12 protein-coding genes are annotated in these 20,418 nt (G+C 40.2%); 5 read left to right on the top strand and 7 right to left on the bottom strand.

What is annotated here, in order from left to right; translation table 11 throughout:
* Positions 1–369: 369 nt before the first annotated feature.
* Both psbU and nadB read left to right on the top strand, forming a co-directional pair.
* Entirely contained in the window at positions 370–798 is a 429-nt protein-coding gene (gene psbU / locus V7K35_RS22035) for a photosystem II complex extrinsic protein PsbU (RefSeq protein WP_334725336.1), read from the top strand.
* A gap of 169 nt (positions 799–967) precedes the next feature.
* On the top strand, positions 968–2,644 hold the full coding sequence (nadB, locus tag V7K35_RS22030) for an L-aspartate oxidase (RefSeq protein WP_335081615.1): 1,677 nt from the start codon (positions 968–970) through the stop codon (positions 2,642–2,644).
* A 1,146-nt stretch (positions 2,645–3,790) separates the two neighbouring features.
* Here the strand turns inward: nadB and V7K35_RS22025 are convergent.
* The 3 genes from V7K35_RS22025 to btpA form a co-directional block, all read right to left on the bottom strand.
* Positions 3,791–5,986 carry a CHASE2 domain-containing protein gene (locus tag V7K35_RS22025; protein WP_335081613.1) on the bottom strand — a complete coding sequence of 732 codons (2,196 nt, stop codon included), beginning with the start codon at positions 5,984–5,986 and terminating at the stop codon, positions 3,791–3,793.
* A 441-nt stretch (positions 5,987–6,427) separates the two neighbouring features.
* The gene (locus V7K35_RS22020; protein ID WP_335081611.1) at positions 6,428–7,417 is read right to left on the bottom strand and encodes a vitamin K epoxide reductase family protein; all 990 of its coding nucleotides are present in this window, start codon (positions 7,415–7,417) and stop codon (positions 6,428–6,430) included.
* Positions 7,418–7,557: 140 nt separating this feature from the next.
* Positions 7,558–8,406, bottom strand: coding sequence for a photosystem I biogenesis protein BtpA (gene btpA / locus V7K35_RS22015; protein ID WP_334797729.1), 849 nt, complete (start codon positions 8,404–8,406; stop codon positions 7,558–7,560).
* Positions 8,407–9,075: 669 nt separating this feature from the next.
* Between btpA and rimO the strand changes: the two genes are divergently transcribed.
* The 3 genes from rimO to V7K35_RS22000 all read left to right on the top strand — a co-directional run bounded on the left by rimO (position 9,076) and on the right by V7K35_RS22000 (position 12,841).
* On the top strand, positions 9,076–10,395 hold the full coding sequence (gene rimO / locus V7K35_RS22010) for a 30S ribosomal protein S12 methylthiotransferase RimO (RefSeq protein WP_334797727.1): 1,320 nt from the start codon (positions 9,076–9,078) through the stop codon (positions 10,393–10,395).
* Between the two features lie 148 nt (positions 10,396–10,543).
* On the top strand, positions 10,544–12,073 hold the full coding sequence (locus V7K35_RS22005) for a DEAD/DEAH box helicase (protein WP_335081609.1): 1,530 nt from the start codon (positions 10,544–10,546) through the stop codon (positions 12,071–12,073).
* Positions 12,074–12,262: 189 nt separating this feature from the next.
* On the top strand, positions 12,263–12,841 hold the full coding sequence (locus V7K35_RS22000) for a Uma2 family endonuclease (protein WP_335081607.1): 579 nt from the start codon (positions 12,263–12,265) through the stop codon (positions 12,839–12,841).
* A gap of 10 nt (positions 12,842–12,851) precedes the next feature.
* Here the strand turns inward: V7K35_RS22000 and V7K35_RS21995 are convergent, their stop codons facing one another.
* From V7K35_RS21995 to V7K35_RS21980, 4 genes are all read right to left on the bottom strand, one after another.
* The gene (locus V7K35_RS21995) at positions 12,852–13,799 is read right to left on the bottom strand and encodes an aldo/keto reductase (RefSeq protein ID WP_335081605.1); all 948 of its coding nucleotides are present in this window, start codon (positions 13,797–13,799) and stop codon (positions 12,852–12,854) included.
* A 269-nt stretch (positions 13,800–14,068) separates the two neighbouring features.
* Positions 14,069–14,293, bottom strand: a complete 225-nt coding sequence (locus V7K35_RS21990; protein ID WP_322690574.1) for a hypothetical protein — start codon at positions 14,291–14,293, stop codon at positions 14,069–14,071.
* A 298-nt stretch (positions 14,294–14,591) separates the two neighbouring features.
* Positions 14,592–16,745: a hypothetical protein gene (locus V7K35_RS21985; RefSeq protein WP_335081603.1), complete on the bottom strand. Its 2,154-nt coding sequence runs from the start codon at positions 16,743–16,745 to the stop codon at positions 14,592–14,594.
* Entirely contained in the window at positions 16,742–20,188 is a 3,447-nt protein-coding gene (locus V7K35_RS21980; RefSeq protein WP_335081601.1) for a hypothetical protein, read from the bottom strand. Before V7K35_RS21980 ends, V7K35_RS21985 begins: the two co-directional genes overlap by 4 nt.
* Positions 20,189–20,418 lie beyond the last annotated feature (230 nt).

The raw sequence follows: 20,418 nt of genomic DNA, 5'->3' as shown, positions 1-20,418 counted from the left end.
ATTGCTAGGGTTGTCTGTATTAGACATCGGACAGTTTTGTGTCTGCTTGGAAGGTAGAATCAGCCACCCTGAAAAGATTTCGTTTTGCTGGGGATTCTACCGAGATCATTGATATAAGGCTATTACAGCTATGCAGGCACTCTGACCACGATGAAAATTTTTGCCAAAACTACAGTCAAACCCAGTAACAGTAAATATTGTGGATATTAATCCGCTGTATATTAGTTTCTGATGACTGCTGTGTTAATTAAGCTATCAGATTTTGTCCAAAGTCCAATTGTCTTTAGCGCTCTGACTAATGACTAATGACCGCTGACGCCTGTTAACTTAAAACTTTTATTTCTGTTTGATGGAAAGAGGTAGAAAATCGTGAAAGGATTGGTGCGTTTATTAACAGTGTTTAGTTTGTTACTTAGTTGCTGGGGATGGTTGGGAACAACTCAAATAGCCCAAGCTGCTAGTTTCAACAGTTTTGCTTTTCCTCAAGTCCCAGTTCTGGCAATTGAGCGGCAGAATCGGGCAGACGCGAAGCTAGGAACGGAATTTGGTAAAAAAATTGATTTGAACAATACCAACGTCCGAGCTTTTCAACAGTATCCAGGACTTTATCCCACCCTGGCTAAGAAGATCATCACAAATGCTCCCTACCAAAAAGTAGAGGATGTATTGGATCTTCCAGGATTGAGCGATCGCCAAAAAGAAACCCTGCAAGCCAACTTCGATAAATTCACCGTGACAGACCTAGAGCCTGCCTTTAACGAGGGAGACGATCGCTTTAACAACGGCATCTACAGATAACTGCACCTTGCAGTCAATGTAGCAAATAGCAGCCCACTCCTGATTCTAGGGAGTGGGATTATTCTATTAGAGATGACGGGGATGAAGAGGACAAGGTAAAATTTTCTCCCTTGTCCTCCCCCTCTCCCCCTGCTCCCCCTGCTCCCCCCTCTCCCCCTCCCCCATTACCTTGCCTCAGATAGATATTCCTAGCCAATTTGATGTCTTAGTAGTCGGTGCTGGTGCGGCTGGACTATACACAGCGCTGTGTCTACCAGAGTCCTTGCGAGTCGGCTTGATTACCAAAGAAACTGTTGCTTTGTCCGCCAGTGATTGGGCGCAAGGTGGCATTGCCGCAGCCGTTTCCCCGGAAGATTCTCCAACGCTACACATTGAAGATACGATCCGGGCAGGTGCGGGTTTATGCGATCGCACCGCTGTAGAATTTCTCGCCCAGCTTGCCCCTAACTGTATTCAATCTTTAGTTAACTTGGGGGTTGCTTTTGATCGTCATGGTCAAGCCTTGGCTTTAACTTTAGAAGCTGCCCATTCTCGCAACCGCGTTTTGCACGCCGCTGACACTACAGGTAGGGAAGTTACCACTACCCTCACGGCTCAAGTATTACGTCGCCAGAATATTCAAGTCATTCAGCAAGCTTTGGCTTTAAGTTTGTGGATCGAACCCGAAAGTGGGCGCTGTCAGGGAATAAGCCTGTTTTATCAAGGTGAAATCACATGGGTAAGAGCTGGTGCTGTGGTATTGGCAACTGGCGGCGGCGGTCAGGTATTTGCCCAAACCACTAACCCGGCTGTAAGTACGGGTGATGGGGTAGCGATCGCATATCGGGCTGGAGCGATCCTGCGCGATTTGGAATTTGTGCAATTTCACCCCACTGCCCTGACTAAACCTGGTGCCGATCACTTTCTGATTAGCGAAGCTGTACGCGGTGAGGGGGCACACCTTGTGGATGACGAAGGGCGGCGTTTTGCCTTTGACTATCACCCTGCGGGTGAACTCGCACCCAGAGATATAGTCAGTAGAGCAATTTTCAGCCATTTACAACGTACCGCCGTTGATCTGGCGACTGCCCATGTGTGGTTGGATATGCGCCCCATCCCTGCCGACAAGATTCGTCACCGCTTTCCCAACATCATCAAAGTTTGTCAGCATTGGGGCATTGATGTCTTCCATGAACCAATTCCTGTGGCCCCTGCTGCCCATTACTGGATGGGCGGGATTGTCGCGGATCTGATGAATCGCACGAATATTAAGAGTTTGTACGCGGTGGGTGAAACCGCTAGTACCGGGGTGCATGGGGCAAATCGCCTTGCCAGTAATTCCCTGCTGGAATGTATTGTGTTTGGGGCCCAGATGGCTAATATTGAGTTGGAAAATATTGGGCTGCCGTCAGAAACACCAGTGCTGCCATTACGGAAATTTAGTGCTGATGCTAATGAGTGGCACATCCAGCAAGCACAGCTAGAAGCACTCAGGGAAAAGTTACCATGTTTAGTGTGGGAAAGTGCTGGTATTTGTCGGGAGCAATCACGGTTGGAAACTGCGATCGCCACTATTGAATCTTGGCAGCAAGATTTCGCGGCTTTGCATTTAAGTCAATTCTTGCTTGCTTTACGTCCCGCAGAACCAGCTAGTTTTGACTTACCAGATGTTGAACGGCAATTAGGACTTTGGGCAGAAACTCGCAATTTATTAGATGTGGCTGATTTAATTCTCAAAAGTGCTGTTTTTAGAACCGAAAGCCGAGGCGGACACTACCGTTTAGATTATCCTCAACCAGACCCAAATTGGCAAGTTCACACACTTATACAAACACATCATTGGTGGAAATCTCCACTATTGTCTTGATTGAAGTTTTCATAACAGGCGTTTATTTAAAGGCTTTTAATTCCTTATCCTATGGTCGCTGCGCCAAGGACAGGTGATGCTCCTACATCGTTACTACTAGTCCCCCCATGCCCGATAACTCGCTAGCACTATTGCTATCAACGGGTACCGCTACCATGCTGACTGTCGGGACCACCATAATTTGGTGGGATATATATGTCTTTTAAATTTTGAGAATTGACCTTGGGAGCGATTAAAACTTTGCTACTAGTAGTCGGCAAAGTATTAGCACTTGCACTGCTGAAAATACATGTGTAAGTGGCAATTTTAGGTAGTAGGATATAAGCACTTATACACAATATGATAAACTTTGTAATTCTGAAGTTAGTTTTCATAAATTTCAGTAAAATTACTAATTTTTAATTTCAAAACGTATTTTTTATGGTTCATCGTATATTTACTTACTTTTTCGTAAAAAGATTTCAACTTTATTAAATTCTTACAGTTAGTGTACAAGTCATGATGGTATCTACTTGTAATTAAAGATTAATCTGCTGGTATTAAATAGTTTTGATACTCAATTGGTATTCTTAAATATGCTGCTTTTACATCAGTCGAAAGTTAGATATGTTGATGAATCCTATAAGAATTTCGCCTAAATCACTATTTTATTAATAGTATCTTCATATTCATCAGTATAAACACTATGTTTTTAAAAAAACGTAGCTCATAAAAATCCCAGATAATACTTATTTATTTGTATAGTTTGAATTTAATTACAGTAAAGATAAAACAACTAAATTCCCAGATTACAAGAATTTTAAAAACGTTTGAACTATAAAATACTGTAATAAACCGAGTAAATATAAGTAGATTTTTTGAAATTAAAAATGCTTTTAAAATTAAGTTAGTTTCCTAATTACCCTAATTCTTTTGCTACTTACAGCAGATTGCAAGTTAATGAAGTACAAAAATACCCCTCCCTAACTCTCCCCGATAGATTGGGGAGGGAACTAGATTGGGAATTTCCCCCCTTGTAAAGGGGGGATTAAGGGGGGTAAGGATGTACTTCATTTAGATGCAAAATGCTGTATGTTCTTAGGTTTAGTCTTTAGGTAAAAATATTGACTAAACTGAGAAAAGTCTGGAGGCTTGACTCTTGACTAACTAAGCAAACTCGTAGCGATTTTTACCCAGACGCTTGGCACGATACATTGCTGCATCTGCTTGTTTTATCAAAGTTTCACTGTCTTGACTGTTGTATGGATAGACACTAATGCCAATACTGGCAGAGACTCGGATTGTATCGCCGTCTACAACAATTGGCTTGATAATACTGCTTAAAATTTTTTCAGCGACTTTAGCAGCTATTTGGACATTAGGAATTGCCCGTAAAATTACAGTAAATTCATCGCCACCCAAACGAGAAACTGTATCACTAGCGCGTAAAGAGTTGCTAAGTCGTTCAGCGATAGTCATTAGCAAGCGATCGCCTGTCTCATGCCCCAGAGTATCATTGACTTGCTTAAAGCCATCTAAATCAATAAACAACACTCCTAGCAACAAGTTGTCGTGTTGCGCCCCATGTAATAACTCGTAAAGTTGTTCGGCAAAAAATTTGCGATTGGATAGACCAGTGAGGGGATCGTGATATGCTAAATAACGCAAACTGTGTTCGTTGAGTTTTAATTCATCGTTAGAGCGGGATAGTTCATCAGCAGTACGCTTGAGATGTTCCTCCATGAGCTTGCGCTGAGTAATATCTCGGATCACCCCAACTAAAAATAAATTGCCAGCTGCATCTTTGTGGAGCGATCGCTTAGTGGCAATTTGATGAGTCTGACCATCTGCATTTGTAAATTCTTCTTCATGCTCTTGGGGTTGCTGAGTCTGGAAAACAAGATCATCCTGTTCTCGAAACACATCGGCTTCATGTTTAGGGAAAAAATCATAGTCTGACTTTTCAATTAACAACTTATTCGGATAACCGATAAATCGACAATACGCCTCATTTAAAACAATCCACTTATGTTGTTCATTTTTCACAAAAATTGGATCAGAAATTGTGTTGATTACATGATACAAAAATTCTTTAGAACGTTTCCACTCTTCCTGCATGTGGGCAATATTACTGGTCATCCAAATAGCTGAACTGCCAAAGCTAAATAGTGAGGGAATAATCGGTATCCACCAACCATACAAGAAAGCAAGGTACGCACTCAAGGTTAATATAAAACAAGAAACTAAGATACTGAGCAGGCTTCTAGTTGCGTGTCGTATCCGCCATGTCGTCACAGCTCCCAGATAAGACCAGATAAAAATCCACAAGCATTCCACTAAGTCAGGCCAGACTTTGAGTAAGGGTCGTCCTTGCAGAGCAGCGGAGATTAACTCACTAATAAAATAAGCTTGTAGTTGAATACCAGGTATAGACTTTGCCGTACCCATCAGACTGCTGGAGTAGGGAATAAATACAAAATCTTGAAGACTGGATGCAGTGGAGCCAATGAGTATAATCCGATCTTTAATTAAGTTTTCTTCGACTTTATCTGCCAGTACATCTTTCATCGATACCTGGCGAAAACTATCAAATTCTCCACATGAACTTTGACATTTAGGTTTGGGAAAATTGGTCAAAATTTGGTAGCCTTTATCATTAGCTCTTACATAAGCACCATCATTAGTCTGAAAACGAGTAAATACTGCCTTACCCAATTGCAAATACTCAGGGTTGCTTTTTGCTTTACTAGGAGTAATATTTTCTGACTTTAAATACAATAAAGCCAACTTCAAGGCAAAACTTTCGTGTGCCTGATTATCAACGTGCCAATACAACAAACTGCGACGGACTTTAACATCAGAGTCAAGCAGCACGTTGTTAAAACCCACTTGATTCTGATTTAATCCCAGTGGAGGTAAAACACTAACGTTTTTGTCATTTGCTAGTTGTTCAATACCAATCAAGTTGGGCATTGACTTATAAGCATTAGGCAGTTCTTGATTAACAGGCTTTACTGGCAAATTTCGGTAGATATCTAAGCCAATAGCACGGGGTTTGTGGACGTTTAATTTTTGCAACAGCTGGGCAATATTTGTATCTGGAATCGGCCAACCTACTTCGTTTAAATAAGCCTCATCAATCACTACGATAGTAATACGCTCTTCTGGCGATTCATATGGACGTAAGCGAAAAAATTGATCCAAAGCTGCCAACTCCAAAGATTGCAATAATCCGATGGAGTGCAAAAGCAGGACACAGACTGCAACGGTGGCGGCAGTAATTAACTCCCTGTGTCCTTGACGAAGCGATTGTTTCAGTCCAAAGATTAACTTCACACAATGCTTGCCTAGCTGCTGATTCATTCCCATTACCTAGTAGTCTGTCAAGAACTAATTGACGGATAGAGGCGCTAATGTTAATAACAATACTTTTCAAACAACCTCTAAGCTCGACTTTATCCATTTTTTGAAAACACCAACGCTGAAGGTGAAACCTTTGTGGGACAGTAGTTTTACTTTATGAAGTTCAACGATAACTAGTGACATGGAAAAGGTTTGTGCTAAAAAGCTAGGGTTTTTGCCGGATAAAGAAAACTTAGGTGCTCATTTTGGATAAAGTCGAGCTAAGGTGTTTACGGATAAAAGCCGCTGGAAAATTGGGAAAAAGCGTATTGGACAACACCTCTTGTCTATTACCAAAAATAAAAAAGCCAACTGGAAACAAACTTTGCTGTATTCATCCAGTTGACTATGGGGTGCGAACTACACGGTACCGCTAGGTCGGTGCAGGCTTCCTCAAGGCAATTACTTGAAATACTTGAAGTTACGGGGGCCTGTGTAACCAGAAACTTTCGCCAGTTCCTCTAAGTTTTGGACTGCGCTATACCTTGTACCATTGATGATCCAAGTGGGGAAGCCTTCAATTTTTGCAGCTTTACACTCGTCCGCTATCACGTTTGGATTATTGGCAGAAGCACACTCAACCTTAGCAATTTCCTTGTAAGCTTCTTTGCCAAAGATCAGCTTTTGTTCGTGGCAATGGGGACACCACCAAGCAACATATTCTTTAGCACCGATGTTTGTCAAGTGACGCGCCAGCTGAATTTCTGCTTCACCAGAAGTAGTGGTAATTTCCCAACCAACTCCAGGTTTAGGTTCCTTCTTGTTGGGATCAAAAGAAATTTTTACGGGTTGTCCAGAAGTTGATTCAACTTGGTTATCAGCTACTGGATTCACGCCAGCATAGACGCCTAAAGTCCCAATCAGCGTTACCATCCCCACAATAATGGCGGTAAAGAAGATTTGCCCAATATCCTCCCAAGTCCGACCGATAATTGTCAGTACCAAAAGACTAAGAGAAAACAAAGCTGAACCGATACAGTAAAGACAAGTTGCTTTGATTTGAAATGCCAGCAGGTACATTAAGTAACCACTAAAGACAGACATAGCGATCGCTCCAGCCAGCAGCAGCAACCAGGTCAAGTTTTCTAAATTTGAGCGCGGCTGTTTATTTTGCTCTCGGTTAACTGCCAAGGGAGCTAAAGCCAGTACTACCATACTGGTGTATGCCAAAAACCCAAATAAGGCTAATGGCTGACCAAAAACTGTTGCCCAAGCACTGGAAAGCACATCATTACAGCCTTTGACACCAGCCTGTGCCACACAAGCTGCACTGTTTCCTGTTAACTTTTCTATGGTGAGATAACCTGTTGTCAGGGCACCACATCCAGCGATCGCGGCAATCAATGGCCGCGACCATCTATGAATCCAAGGAGTAGAACGGCGGCGAATCATAAACTGCTATTGGGGATTGAAGATTGGTAAAAGTTAGAGTTAAGAGTTAAGAGTGAGGAGTAAAAAGTTAAGAATAAGGAGTTAGGAACAATTAATTTAAAACTCATAACTCATAACTCCTAACTCTCTTTCGCCACTCGCTAAGAATGTAACTTCACTTGTTCTGCTGATTTGCTTTCACCTTTGGAGTTCCAATTGCGACGTGCAGCTTCCACAAATTGGCTGACGCGAATTGGGTCTATTGGTTGCTCTATGCGTCCGTGACGTTTCAGGGAACTGGAAACTATTACACCATCTGCTGACTGCATCAATGTATCAATATTTTCCCAATTGGCCCCACTACCGATAAACACTGGCGTGCCAGCTGCTGCATCACAAGCTAGTTCCAAATCTTCTAAGTTAGGAGGGCTACCAGTAGCCCAGCCTGACAAAATCACCCCGTCTGCTAAACCCCTTTCAATGGTGTCTTTCACAGCGACTGTGAGATTTGGAGAACTCAAAGGACGGGCGTGCTTTACCAACACATCGGCCAGGATTTTAACATCAGAGCCTAACTCCCGTCGATAGCGGAGTAGCTGATAGGCTTCTCCCTCAATTAATCCCTGGTCGGTTGCCATCACCCCTGTGAGAACGTTGACACGGATAAATTGCGCTTGTACACAGCTAGCGATCGCCATTGCACTTTTGGCGTCGTTTCGCAAAACATTTAAGCCTATAGGCAAAGGCACCAAATTTTGTATCCGCTGCACCACAATGGTCATGGCACTCACGACCACTGGATCAACTTGGTTCTTGGTAAACGGCGCATCGAAAAAATTCTCCACGATCAGTCCGTCAACCCCTCCGCTTGCCAGGGCTGCGGCTTCTTGTTCGGCGCGGTCAATCACCGTTTTTAGGCTACCTCCCCAACGAGGTGAGGTCGGCAGTGGTAGTAGGTGAACCACGCCAATAATCGGTGAGCGAGTTTTAAATAGTTGATATAAGTCCACGTCTTTAATCCGCCTCGCAAAGTCCAGAGTCCACAATTTTTTGACTATTGACTATATGACCCTTGACTCTTGACTTCTCATTAACTAGTCAAATGTGTTTTATGATAGTCGGTTTCCTGCCTCCTTCCTCAGATGGAAATTGGCATCAAACCTCCCATAAGATATGTTAAGATAAAACTTGGCTACAAGAGGAGTTTGCCACTCACTAGACGCGAGGCAGCTTTCCGTGGTTTAGGCGTCTCGTCCGCGCACTGTCGTAGGACTTGCCAATCGCCAGGGTAGTATTACTGCTTTATAGGCGTAGTCGCTTTCGTCGATTTCCCTGAGGGTAGCGACTTCTCACAACAAGCCCTTTGGGCGGCTTCCCGATGGGTAGGTTAACAACGCACACGCTGCGGTAATGTAAAATACCAATAGGCGAATTGTTAAAAAAGATTACGAGTGTCAAATGTACCCAAAGACACTTCAATTTACCCTGGGGAACAGATTGATAGGAATATCATAACATGACCTCTATTTTTATTTATTGATAGGGTTATGAGTCCACAGACAGTTACTGACAGTGGGAATTTGCCCCTGCACTGTTTTCATGAGGATGCTGATAGCAAAAAAGCGAAGTTAGCACTGGAATGTTTGACTACAAGAAAAAAATGAAGATTTTTTCAAAATATGGGTGAAAAGCCAACAATTGCCATTTCTCACTTGGGCTGCGAGAAAAATCGAATTGATACAGAACACATGCTGGGAATGCTCGTAGAAGCAGGCTACGGTGTAGATACAAATGAAGAATTAGCAGATTACGTTATTGTTAATACCTGTAGTTTTATAGAAGCAGCGAGACTTGAATCTGTCAGAACTTTGGTAGAACTGGCAGAGGCAAATAAAAAAATTGTAATTACTGGCTGTATGGCGCAACACTTCCAAGAACAACTTTTGGAGGAGTTGCCCGAAGCAGTAGCGGTGGTGGGCACAGGCGATTATCACAAAATTGTAAATGTAATTGAGCGTGTTGAACTTGGCGAGCGGGTCAAACAGGTTAGTATCGAACCAACCTACATTGCTGACGAAACTACACCGCGCTATCGCACGACAACCGAAGGCGTAGCTTACCTGCGGGTTGCAGAAGGATGTGATTATCGTTGTGCATTTTGTATAATTCCTCATCTTCGAGGAAACCAGCGATCGCGTACTATTGAATCTATAGTCGCCGAAGCGGAGCAGTTAGTTAGTCAAGGGGTAAAGGAAATTATTCTGATTTCCCAAATCACCACTAATTACGGTTTGGATATTTACGGTAAGCCAAAGTTAGCCGAATTACTTCGGGCTTTGGGGAAAGTAGATATACCGTGGATCAGAATGCATTACGCTTATCCCACGGGACTGACCCCAGATGTGATAGCGGCTATCCAAGAAACACCCAACGTCTTGCCTTACCTGGATTTGCCCTTGCAGCATTCTCATCCAGAGATTCTCCGCGCCATGAACCGTCCTTGGCAAGGACGGGTAAATGATGGGATTATAGATCGCATCAAAACGGCGCTACCAACAGCCGTACTGCGGACAACATTTATTGTTGGTTTCCCAGGAGAAACAAGCGAGAATTTTGAGCATCTACTAGAGTTCGTCCAGCGGCATGAATTCGACCATGTTGGTGTCTTCACCTTTTCCTCAGAGGAAGGAACCCCAGCTTACAAGTTACCAAATCAGTTGCCCCAATTGGTGATGGACGAGCGCCGATACCAACTTATGGAACTCCAGCAACCGATTTCTCAAAAGAAAAATCAACAGGAAGTAGGCAAAATCGTTGATGTCCTGATTGAGCAAGAAAATCCTGAAAGTGGTGAATTAATCGGTCGTTCAGGTAGATTTTCCCCAGAGGTTGATGGTCTGGTGTATGTCAAAGGCCAGGCAAAGTTAGGAACCATCGTGCCAATAGCGATTCACCACGCTGATACATACGACCTCTATGGTCAAGTAGTCAATAACTAAATTGTCATTTGTCTTTTGTTAAATGACCCTTAAGGTTCGCCCTTCTGGTGAGATATTTCCTCATGGGGGTTTTCCCTAAGATTCCGCTGGCTGACTAATGACTAAATGACTAATCCAAAAATCCTTAGAAAAAATTTAGGACGAATTAATGACTCTTTCATTTCAAGAATTAGGCATTTCCCAAGAACGTGTCGAACAACTAGAAAAAATCGGTTTTACCGAACCAACTAACATTCAAGTGCAAGCAATTCCCCAATTGCTAGCTGGTCGTGATGTGGTAGGTCAATCTCAAACTGGAACAGGCAAAACAGCAGCATTTTCACTGCCAATTTTAGAGCGGCTAGATATTAATCAAAAAGCCGTACAAGCCATAGTTTTAACGCCAACTCGTGAATTAGCAATGCAAGTTCACGATGCGATCGCTCAGTTCATCGGCGATGAAGGATTGCGAGTGTTAGCAATCTACGGTGGTCAATCAATTGACCGCCAAATGTTACAACTCAGACGTGGTGTTCACATGGTTGTGGGCACTCCAGGACGGGTGATCGATTTGCTTGATCGTGGCTGTTTAAAGCTCGATCAAGTCAAGTGGTTTGTGTTGGATGAAGCTGATGAAATGTTGAGCATGGGCTTTATTGATGATGTAATAAAAATCCTCTCTCAAGCGCCCGTCGAACGCCAAACAGCTTTATTCTCGGCAACAATGCCACCATCGATTCGGATGTTGGTGAACAAGTTCTTGCGATCGCCTGCAACTGTCACCGTTGAGCAGCCAAAAGCCGCTCCCAACAAGATTAATCAGGTAGCTTATCTGATCCCCCGTCACTGGACAAAAGCCAAAGCTTTACAGCCGATTCTGGAAATGGAAGATCCAGAAACAGCTTTAATCTTTGTCCGCACCAGACGCACCGCCGCAGAACTCACTAGTCAGTTACAAGGCGCTGGTCACAGTGTAGATGAATACCACGGTGACTTGTCCCAACAAGCGCGGGAACGGTTATTGAGCCGCTTCCGTAACCGTCAAGTCCGCTGGGTGGTAGCAACTGATATTGCCGCCCGAGGGTTAGATGTCGATCAACTCTCTCACGTAATCAACTACGACTTACCCGATAGCGTAGAAACCTACGTCCATCGCATTGGTCGTACTGGTCGTGCTGGTAAAGAAGGAACAGCAATTTCTTTAGTACAACCATTTGAGCGGCGTAAACAGCAAACATTTGAACGTCATAACCGCCAAAATTGGCAAGTGCTAACGATTCCCACACGGGCACAGATTGAAGCGCGACACATCCTGAAATTACAAGAACAGGTGCGGGAAGCTTTGACAGGTGAGCGTTTGGCTTCATTCTTGCCGATTGTCAGCGAACTGATTGAAGAATACGATGCTCAAGCGATCGCCGCAGCGGCATTGCAAATCGCTTACGATCAAACTCGTCCCGCTTGGTTGAGTTCAGACGTGGAAATTCCCCAAGAGGAATCTTCTGCTCCCAAACCCAGACTCGGCAAGCGTCGTGAATCTTCCAGCGATCGCCCTCGTTCTGCATGGAAATCAGATAGCAGCAATGGTGAAGAAAGACATTCTTCTCCCAAGCCAAAACTGCGGACAAGTGGGCAGGATTCTTCTGCATCCCCTAGTAAAAAGATAGGTTCACCTACAGCTAGGGAATCAGCTTCTTAGTCAAGAGTTAAAAGTTAATCAATTTTGGATTTTAGATTTTTTCTTCAATCCAAAATCCAAATCTAAAATTGGAGAGTTGAGAGTTAAAAGTCAAGATTTTGACTTTGGCTCTTGACTTTTTGGCTTTTTGGGTAACTTTTTCTACCCCTTTGTAAGAAGATGAATTAAAGATGCATTCTTCCTGGTCTTATGTTCACTATCCCAGACTTAGAGCAACTACAAGCAGAGCATCCAGAATGGCAGATGGAGCTAGTAGACGGAAATATAGTTCTTATGGGTCCATCAGATTATGAGTCAGAGGAGATAGGTGCTGAGTTAACTAGATTACTCGGCAACTGGGTGCGCCCACAGCGTCTAGGACGGGTAACGGGTTCTAGCGCGGGTTTCATTTTGCCTACACTAGAAACTGAAAACGGGAAAGAAGCTGATAACGAAAAACGAAATCTCCGCGCTCCTGATGTATCTTTTGTTCGGGCTGATCGACTGAAAACAAGCAAGCGCGACTTTGTGGAACTCGTACCTGACTTGATGGTAGAGATAAAATCTAAGTCAGACCGGATCAAACCATTAGTAGAAAAGATTCAGTTATTCTTACAACTCGGATCTACGGTTGGTATCCTCATTGATCCTGACAAATTGACGCTCACAGTTTATCAACTCAACCAAGAACCAATAGTTTTGCAGGACAACGACAAACTGACACTACCAGACTTATTACCAGGTTGGGAGCTAGTAGTGTCAGAAATTTGGCCTCCTGTGTTTGAGTAGTTCAAAAATATTACAGCCAAGGACGACTAACTAGTTCTAATTCTCCAATTTCATCGTCGCTCAATCTCCAGCCCAAAGCACCAGCATTCTGCCGCACCTGTTCGGCTGTCTTCACCCCAGCAATCGGAATAACGTTCCCCTGAGCAATTAACCAGTTGAGAGCAACTTGGGCAGGGGTGCGATCGTATTTTTCCCCGAAGTTGCGTAGCAAAGATATGACTGGGGCAATTTTTTGCAGACCTTCTTTCTTAAATCGTGGGTCTATTTTCCTCGCACCAGTAGGGGTTTCAGCACTATCAATACTGTACTTGCCTGTGAGTAATCCTTGTGCTAGAGGACTATAAGCCAAGATAGTCACACCCAAATCACGCGCAGTTGCCATAATACCTTTGCTTTCAATTTGGCGACTGAGTAAAGAATAACGGACTTGGTTCACAGCCAAAGGCACTCCACGGGCTGCCAATATTTGATGCACGTCTCGCATTTGCTCTGCTGAGTAATTACTCACACCAACTGCGGCAATTCTACCCCGCTTCACTTCATCCGCTAGGGCATTCATCAAAGTTTCTTGGCTTAAAAAGAAAGCAAAAGGCCAATGCACTTGGTACAGAGCAATTCTATCCAGTTGTAGGCGTTTGAGACTCTCTGTTAAAGCATCAGAGACGGATTGGGCTGTAAATCGCCACGGTACAGGGCCAAATTTTGTGGCTATTTGCACAGGTTGTTGTGTCTGTTGCAGAAATTGTCCCAAAAATTTCTCGCTTTTTCCCATTCCGTAGATTTCGGCAGTATCAAAGAAGGTAACACCAGCCTCTAAGGCTGCTGTAAAAGCTTCTTGTAACTGTTCTGGGCCATAGCGATCGCCATAATTCCAAAATAGTTTATCACCCCAAGCCCAAGTGCCTATGCACAAAGGTGTAACAACTGGGCGATTTTGCCCCAATGTGATGTTTTCCACGGTTGCAAAATTTAGTTTATTTACATTTCTTTACTTTTATAGTGTATCGTTACAGATTAAGGTTGGGTGTGGGGAAGTTGATGTGGTATTTAAGAGAGTGCGATCGCTACCATTTACTCACAACTATTGATTGTGGGTAGGCGTAGCCCGTCATAGATATCGCAGTTTGCATAAAAATTTACAAATTACACCTGACAATATATCTATTCTCAGAATTAAGGGAGGTTCTTAGCCTCCCTTTTATAATAGTTGAGTGTATTTACTTGTATTTATGAATTAGATGATTTATCCTGCTTGGCTTTTTTGATTAATTCCATGTAGACATTAATCTCACTGATTTCTACGTCATGCTCAACTCTGGTTACTTTCCATTTCTCCTTTTTTAAGTAAACTTCCTCTCCTACTCTGGGAGTAAATTGGAGATCGTAGAATTTTTTTAGAAAATCTTTTTGATTTTCTTCCCATAATATTACTTTGGCTGGTTCTTTGCTCATTGCTTATGCCTTTTTGATTACTAAATGAAGCTAAGTAGTTGGATGACATACATACGGCAAGTTTATCTTACTAATTCAATGAAATAGCGTAGTTAAAACCACATTTTAATATTGATATTTTATGTGGTTTGATTGCGTCCGATAAAGTTACAGGGCAATGCGAGAACTTTAGTAAATTTTACTATTGGGTATATTTGAAAACATTTCTCCGTGTGTTGGGGTTAGAAAAATAAGTAAAATCCGTCAAACTAACGTCAAACTAAGAGTTATTGCCGTTGATCAATACTGATTAATACAGTCATTTAGCAACACCAAAATTTTTATACTCCCTAATATACTTAAATGGAAAAGGGATTACGGTACTTTGCCCTGTGCGGACAAAATCAACATCCATAGTTTCAAGGAGTTGTCTGAATATCAGTTTTGAGTCATCCACCGCCACGATTTTACGAAGATGACAGGCATCTTTGAAAGAGAATTGCACCTTTTCTTTTCGGTCTCCAACAAAGTAATAAGCTTCTTTTTCGGTTTCACCAAAATATTTTATGTTAAGAGAAGCGTCGAATAAATCTTCTTTGCTCTGGTTATCCTGGGGGAACTTCAATCGAATTTGATATTGGTCGAGAAGGTAATCTCTAAAACGAGTAGCCTCACTTGTACTACTGATATCAATATCCTTGTCTCCTATCTTCCTTGTTGTTCCCAAATACTGTGCGATTAAAGACTTAAAATCTCCTTTCGATATAGGTTGGCTACCAATTTTTATAAGTTCCAATGATAATAATTTAAATTTTTCAATATCAAGGTCAGATAGTTCTTGTAAAAATTCTTCAACTATATCAGCTAACTCATTTCCATTTCGCTTGTTTTCGGGAAGTTCAGTTTCGATTTCCCTAAGAATAGCTTCAATTTTAGAAAGGTGAGGAATACTGATTTCATCGGTTATAAATATCTGATTTATCTCACCAGCATCAGAAACAACAAGGCCTTCTAATGTCTCGATTTTATCTCCAGAGCTATCCTCTGTCATGAATTTTCTATATTTATCAAACTTTTGCCAGTTAAATAATATATCTTGACCATCTATTTCGTAAAATTCAAAATTACCATTTGGTTGAATTTCCATAAAAATTACGTGGTCTGTATCTTCATCCCAAGCAGCAAAAGTCCAAATTCCTTTTAGTTGAAGTTTACCCCAATCAAACAAGTTCAATGTTCGAGAGCTAATATCACGCTTTATAAGCTGTTCCTTTATAATTGTTTTAACAATAGGCTTAGAAACATTTTTAGTTGATTCAATTGTCAGATGTTGCCGCTGAAATTTATCTATTGAAGGGAGGTATTCGTCCTTTTGCCCGCTTTTTTCATAAAATTCGGCATCATGTATAATTCTAAAATTTAGAGTGTTTTCTTTATCACGTTTACCGACGGTGATTAGTTTTTCATCAGTGATATAAGGAAGAAGAAATTCTTTCAGTGTAATTACTAAATTAGTAGAATCTTCATCATTAACTCTATCAACTATATGTATTGCCTGACCATCTAGTTTTGAGTGAAGTTGTTTTGGACTTTTAAGCAAAGTATTTTTGAGTTCAATGCTGCGATCAATTTCAAGAGTGGAAAAATTAACACTCATGTATTCAGATAGATATTCTTGAATACTATTGAAAACTTGAAACAAAATACCTGCTCGGCTTTTCTCAAATTTCTCTATACTTTCAAACTCAAGAAAATTAGTATGAAGCTTTTTACCTTGTTTACCGCATTGTATGTAAGACCTTGTAGGATCTGTATCTTTACCATCAGATGGAAGCCTTCTTCTCAGAGTTCCTGTGCCACTATGGAACACATATTCAGGTCTTTTAAGAATTTTTTTTAATTCTGCTGTGCCTTTATATTCTTTTAATATGGAAACCTTTTTTCGATAAGAGGCTACACTAACTTTCAATAAGAATTCATTTTTTTGACTCTCATCACGACTAAGAGTTATTTCAGCAACGCCAATCGCATCATAAAGCTTGTTTGTCAATGGAGGAGCTTTAAGTAATGCTCCAGTCAGATTTGAGAAATGTAGATGTTTAAATTTAGATCGTGATGAACCTAGAGAGTTAATTAACAAACGGGCAAGTGTTACTTCACATATACATTCATCATTTCCAGTATAAACAGCCTGGGGTTTTACCTCAATTGCAGATACACTAGCAAATTTAGGATCAGTTCTAAGTTTTTGAAGTAATGCGTAAGTATCATTCGATTTTTTATCAAACATAGCATAGGCATATTGAGCATATCCAACGGACATGGCTTTATAATCTTCGCCTATAATGCAATCCAGTTCTTCTGCTCCCCACCATTTGCTATTTTTGTCTCGTTTGAAACGGATAAAAACAAAATCTCTTTCAATAGCATCAATATGAAAATTTATCTTTAGTCTATTTGTAAGAATGCTCATGTTAAAAATTCATTCACAAGAAATTTAAGCGCTAAATTATCGATTTTATCATTTTTACAGAGATAGGGAACTTCTATAATTTTTCCGCCAAATGATGGAATCGGTTGAAAGGGAGTGTTGGAAGAACCAAGAATGTTGATAACAAAAACCCTTTCTGCTCCAACAATCGCCATTTTTTCACAGATTTTATCAATTATTTCATCAGCTTTTACTGCAACCCGATCATTCCATAGCTTGAAGTCTATATAGATATTTTGCTCTGTTTTAAAGTCAAAGAGTTCAAATTCATTTACATTCAGTTCTAGTAAGGGAATATTTAAAAGGTTTTGAAAAATATGTTTCCCACATACTTCGCCTAATGCCCCTTTATAAATATTGTTGAACATGGGAGGGGTCAACATTAGTTGAGATTTAGGAAATGTTGTTGCCCAGCCAGAATCAGTGAACAATTTCTGAAAACTATCGATTTTCATCAACTCAGAAAGACGGGCAGTTCGTTCGCTCACTTCTTTAGTTTCTCTTTTTCCGTAGTCATCAGAAAAGAAAACTTCGATATCATCATAGTCATTTTCATGCGAAAAATAATATGAATCGGCAGGTTTTGGCAAATGCAGGTAAATATTATTCCAGTTAATATTGCATTCTGACTCTTTTGTAATACCTGGTTGATAAAGAACTTGTTCTCTTAGTTCTTGCCACTTTTTAACGCTCTGTTTTGTCCACGGCGTACTCAGTTGGCGACGTATGTAAACAGCAGTTTGATTGCTTTTATGGGATGCACGGTTTTGTGCTTCTATTAAATCTTCAGATCGGTTAGTCGATTCACCTGCTGATTCAAGGAGAGCAGTATATTCACGAATAGGAATTACATCTTCTGGTAGAGAAAACCCGATTAAATGTTTTCGGATAGAAGTGTCAGCAAGAATATGAATTGTTGGAGCCTTCATATTGGTACGACATATTCGACCTAGTGCCTGAATAATGATTTTATTTAAGTAACGTGAATAAGCATTTGTATTGTATAGGCTGATGAAGTCTTCAGCCTTTCGTCTAGGCTTATATCTTCCTATATATCTATGAAAAGCTTCATCTAGCTTGCTCTTAAACTGGTTTAGTGATAAATCTCCATTCTCGCGAATAAATTCCAATTGAAAAATATATTTTATAAATTCATCATCATTTATATTGTTCCCAAATATATTAACAAGAATATTTGTTGGGTTATCTAAATATATCCCGTTAATATCCATGTTTGAATGCCTGGGAAAGCTATTAATATGTATTGGTTCTAGACCAGAAGGAACCGGAAATTGTAAATTTTGTCCAACTCCAATTGTTTGGTATGCAGAAATAATAAATCGGCGTTTATTATCTTTTAGCTCATTGAGCAGTTTTTCTTTATTTTCTTCAAAGTTATTTCCACTAAGTACAAAGAATGTATCAGCCACGGAACCTTCAATAGTATTTTGATGGCTATCCAATAAAAATTCCGCATATTTATGCAATATATGCAGGTCGAACTTTGGGTCGGAAGGCTTTGGTAATTTACTAAAAAGACAAAGGAACGCATGACAATCAGGATTATCCAAAAAATATTTCCATGCTGTTAAAGCTCTTACATAACGGCAAAATGAAAATTCAATACTCTCCTCATCATCATTAGTAATTGTATGGCGAAGAGTATTCCATAAATCCTGGGCTACTTCTCGATCATTGAAAAGTTCTTCAAACTGTTTGATTGCTTCTTTTTGTGTATCTGTCCCAATAAATCTAGTTTTTATAGAGACTTGATTATATCCTTGAGTCGCTTCGTTATATGCGTTTTTAAGTTTAATAAGAGCATCATCTTTAATACGTATAAATGAATCTCCCAAACGAGATTTCAGATACTTAAGATCATAATTGCCAATGTTTGTATAAAGCCCAGCAGTAGCTGAAATACCGACTACCAAAGCTTTTGAGCAAACTCCAGCCAAAAATAATTCGGGTGTACGGCTGAAGTTGAACATATATATTTTTGATAATGTATCATGCTCATCACTATCGACGATATCATAGTAACGAAACCCCCTATCATAAAAAGTCTGATTTTGGATTGTTCCTTGATAGGGTTGCAAGCCATACGGCAAATCATCTTCAAGAATTTTACGGGTTAAAAATTCGACATCTTTAAGGTGAAAATTATTAAGAACTGTCTGAATAGCTAATTTAATGGGAAAAGTTTCTTGTCCGCCTTTATCTTCCTCTTTTAAACGACGATAGTTATTGGCTAAATACTTAATTCCTATCTGAAAATATGATAAATAGCCAGTAATGCTACTCAGCAATTCTTGTATGTCAATACCCGTATTTTTATCTTTAATATTAAAAGCATTAATCCAATTTGTACGGCTATTTATATCTCCAATCATCTCTACGCGTTGATTTCGATCCAATACATTATGAAATTTATAATCATAAAAAAGAAAGTTTCTTTCATTAGTTGAAAAATTCTCATGAGATTTACAGATATGCTGTAATTGATATTTTTTGAATATATAATTTGCTTTCTCTCGTAATGATTCAATCTGTTCTCGTAGAGATAGCCAGTTTTTACCTGAAGATTGCTGCTTTCGCCATTTTGATTCTTGTAAAAGTACTTCAGGGCATTCGGTTTGCATCAGATGATTATGAATATTTAAGAATAAATCAATAAGATCCACTCGATTTCTTAACCCAGATTGAATAATATTTTTTAGTACAGCTTCTTTGGTAGTATCAAACTCATCAATAAAAATAAGTGATTTATTAATGAACCGCTCAGAGAAGTAATATGATGGTTCGATAAGTGTTGTGTTTTGAGCAACGAACTTATCTATACTAAGAAATAAAATAGTTTTATCATCTGTAAATACTGCGGGATAAAGTTCTCCAATCCATTGGTAATCTTGATTGTTTTTTACTGCTGACAGACGGGCTTTTTTCGTTTTAAAATTTTCTGACAATGTTCTTTTAATAATGTCTCGGAATGCTGGCTCAAGATTTCTACGAATATCTGTTTTAATGTTTTCCTTAAAATCGCTAGGTAATTGCTCATTTTCGAGCATTTCTATATATTTTTTTAGTTGTAAATATATTTTATTTTTAAATTTATCAGGAATTTGTTGGTCAATGTTTAGTAAGTTTTTGATAACAGGGTCGACATTAGAATCAATAAAAAGAACATATTTTTCAAAATCTTCCTCATTTCCATTGGCGATAAAATGTTTTTTTAGTTCGTCGATGGGTAGGTTTTTCTTGAGGTTCGTAATAAACAGAATTTTTCTCTTTTGCTTGGCAAATTCCTTGTAATTAGAAGATAGAAACTTTAGAACAATGTATGTTTTACCCGACCCAGTTGCCATACTTAGAAGAAGCAGCCCAAGATTATCTTTTTTACAGTATTGGTTTAATATTTCTTCCATATACCTGATAAATTTAATAAAGTTGAAAAAAGTTGGATGTAAATGCTACATATAAATAGTGATCGCCAACTATGACACTAGTATTAGCGATAAAAGACAGGGGTAAGCAACTATCTCAGTTAGCCTCTATTAATGCTCAATCACGTTTAATCTAGTTATGGTTGCACAACAAGCCCTGAATAACCAAAAAGTTTTATGTACGTTATGCTGCGGTGTCTACTGCCAAACCC

It is taken from the genome of Nostoc sp. (genome assembly GCF_036917275.1).
GTDB lineage: Bacteria > Cyanobacteriota > Cyanobacteriia > Cyanobacteriales > Nostocaceae > Nostoc.
This window is presented reverse-complemented; position numbering and strand designations above follow the sequence as displayed.

What these genes read in the sequence shown, in the direction of transcription:
- V7K35_RS22020 (WP_335081611.1), bottom strand. Translation starts at nt 7,417, where the DNA reads ATGATTCGCCGCCGTTCTACTCCTTGGATTCATAGATGGTCGCGGCCA.
- V7K35_RS22025 (WP_335081613.1), bottom strand. Translation starts at nt 5,986, where the DNA reads ATGAATCAGCAGCTAGGCAAGCATTGTGTGAAGTTAATCTTTGGACTG.
- V7K35_RS22005 (WP_335081609.1), top strand. Translation starts at nt 10,544, where the DNA reads ATGACTCTTTCATTTCAAGAATTAGGCATTTCCCAAGAACGTGTCGAA.
- V7K35_RS21985 (WP_335081603.1), bottom strand. Translation starts at nt 16,745, where the DNA reads ATGAGCATTCTTACAAATAGACTAAAGATAAATTTTCATATTGATGCT.
- V7K35_RS21980 (WP_335081601.1), bottom strand. Translation starts at nt 20,188, where the DNA reads ATGGAAGAAATATTAAACCAATACTGTAAAAAAGATAATCTTGGGCTG.
- V7K35_RS21990 (WP_322690574.1), bottom strand. Translation starts at nt 14,293, where the DNA reads ATGAGCAAAGAACCAGCCAAAGTAATATTATGGGAAGAAAATCAAAAA.
- V7K35_RS22000 (WP_335081607.1), top strand. Translation starts at nt 12,263, where the DNA reads ATGTTCACTATCCCAGACTTAGAGCAACTACAAGCAGAGCATCCAGAA.
- rimO (WP_334797727.1), top strand. Translation starts at nt 9,076, where the DNA reads ATGGGTGAAAAGCCAACAATTGCCATTTCTCACTTGGGCTGCGAGAAA.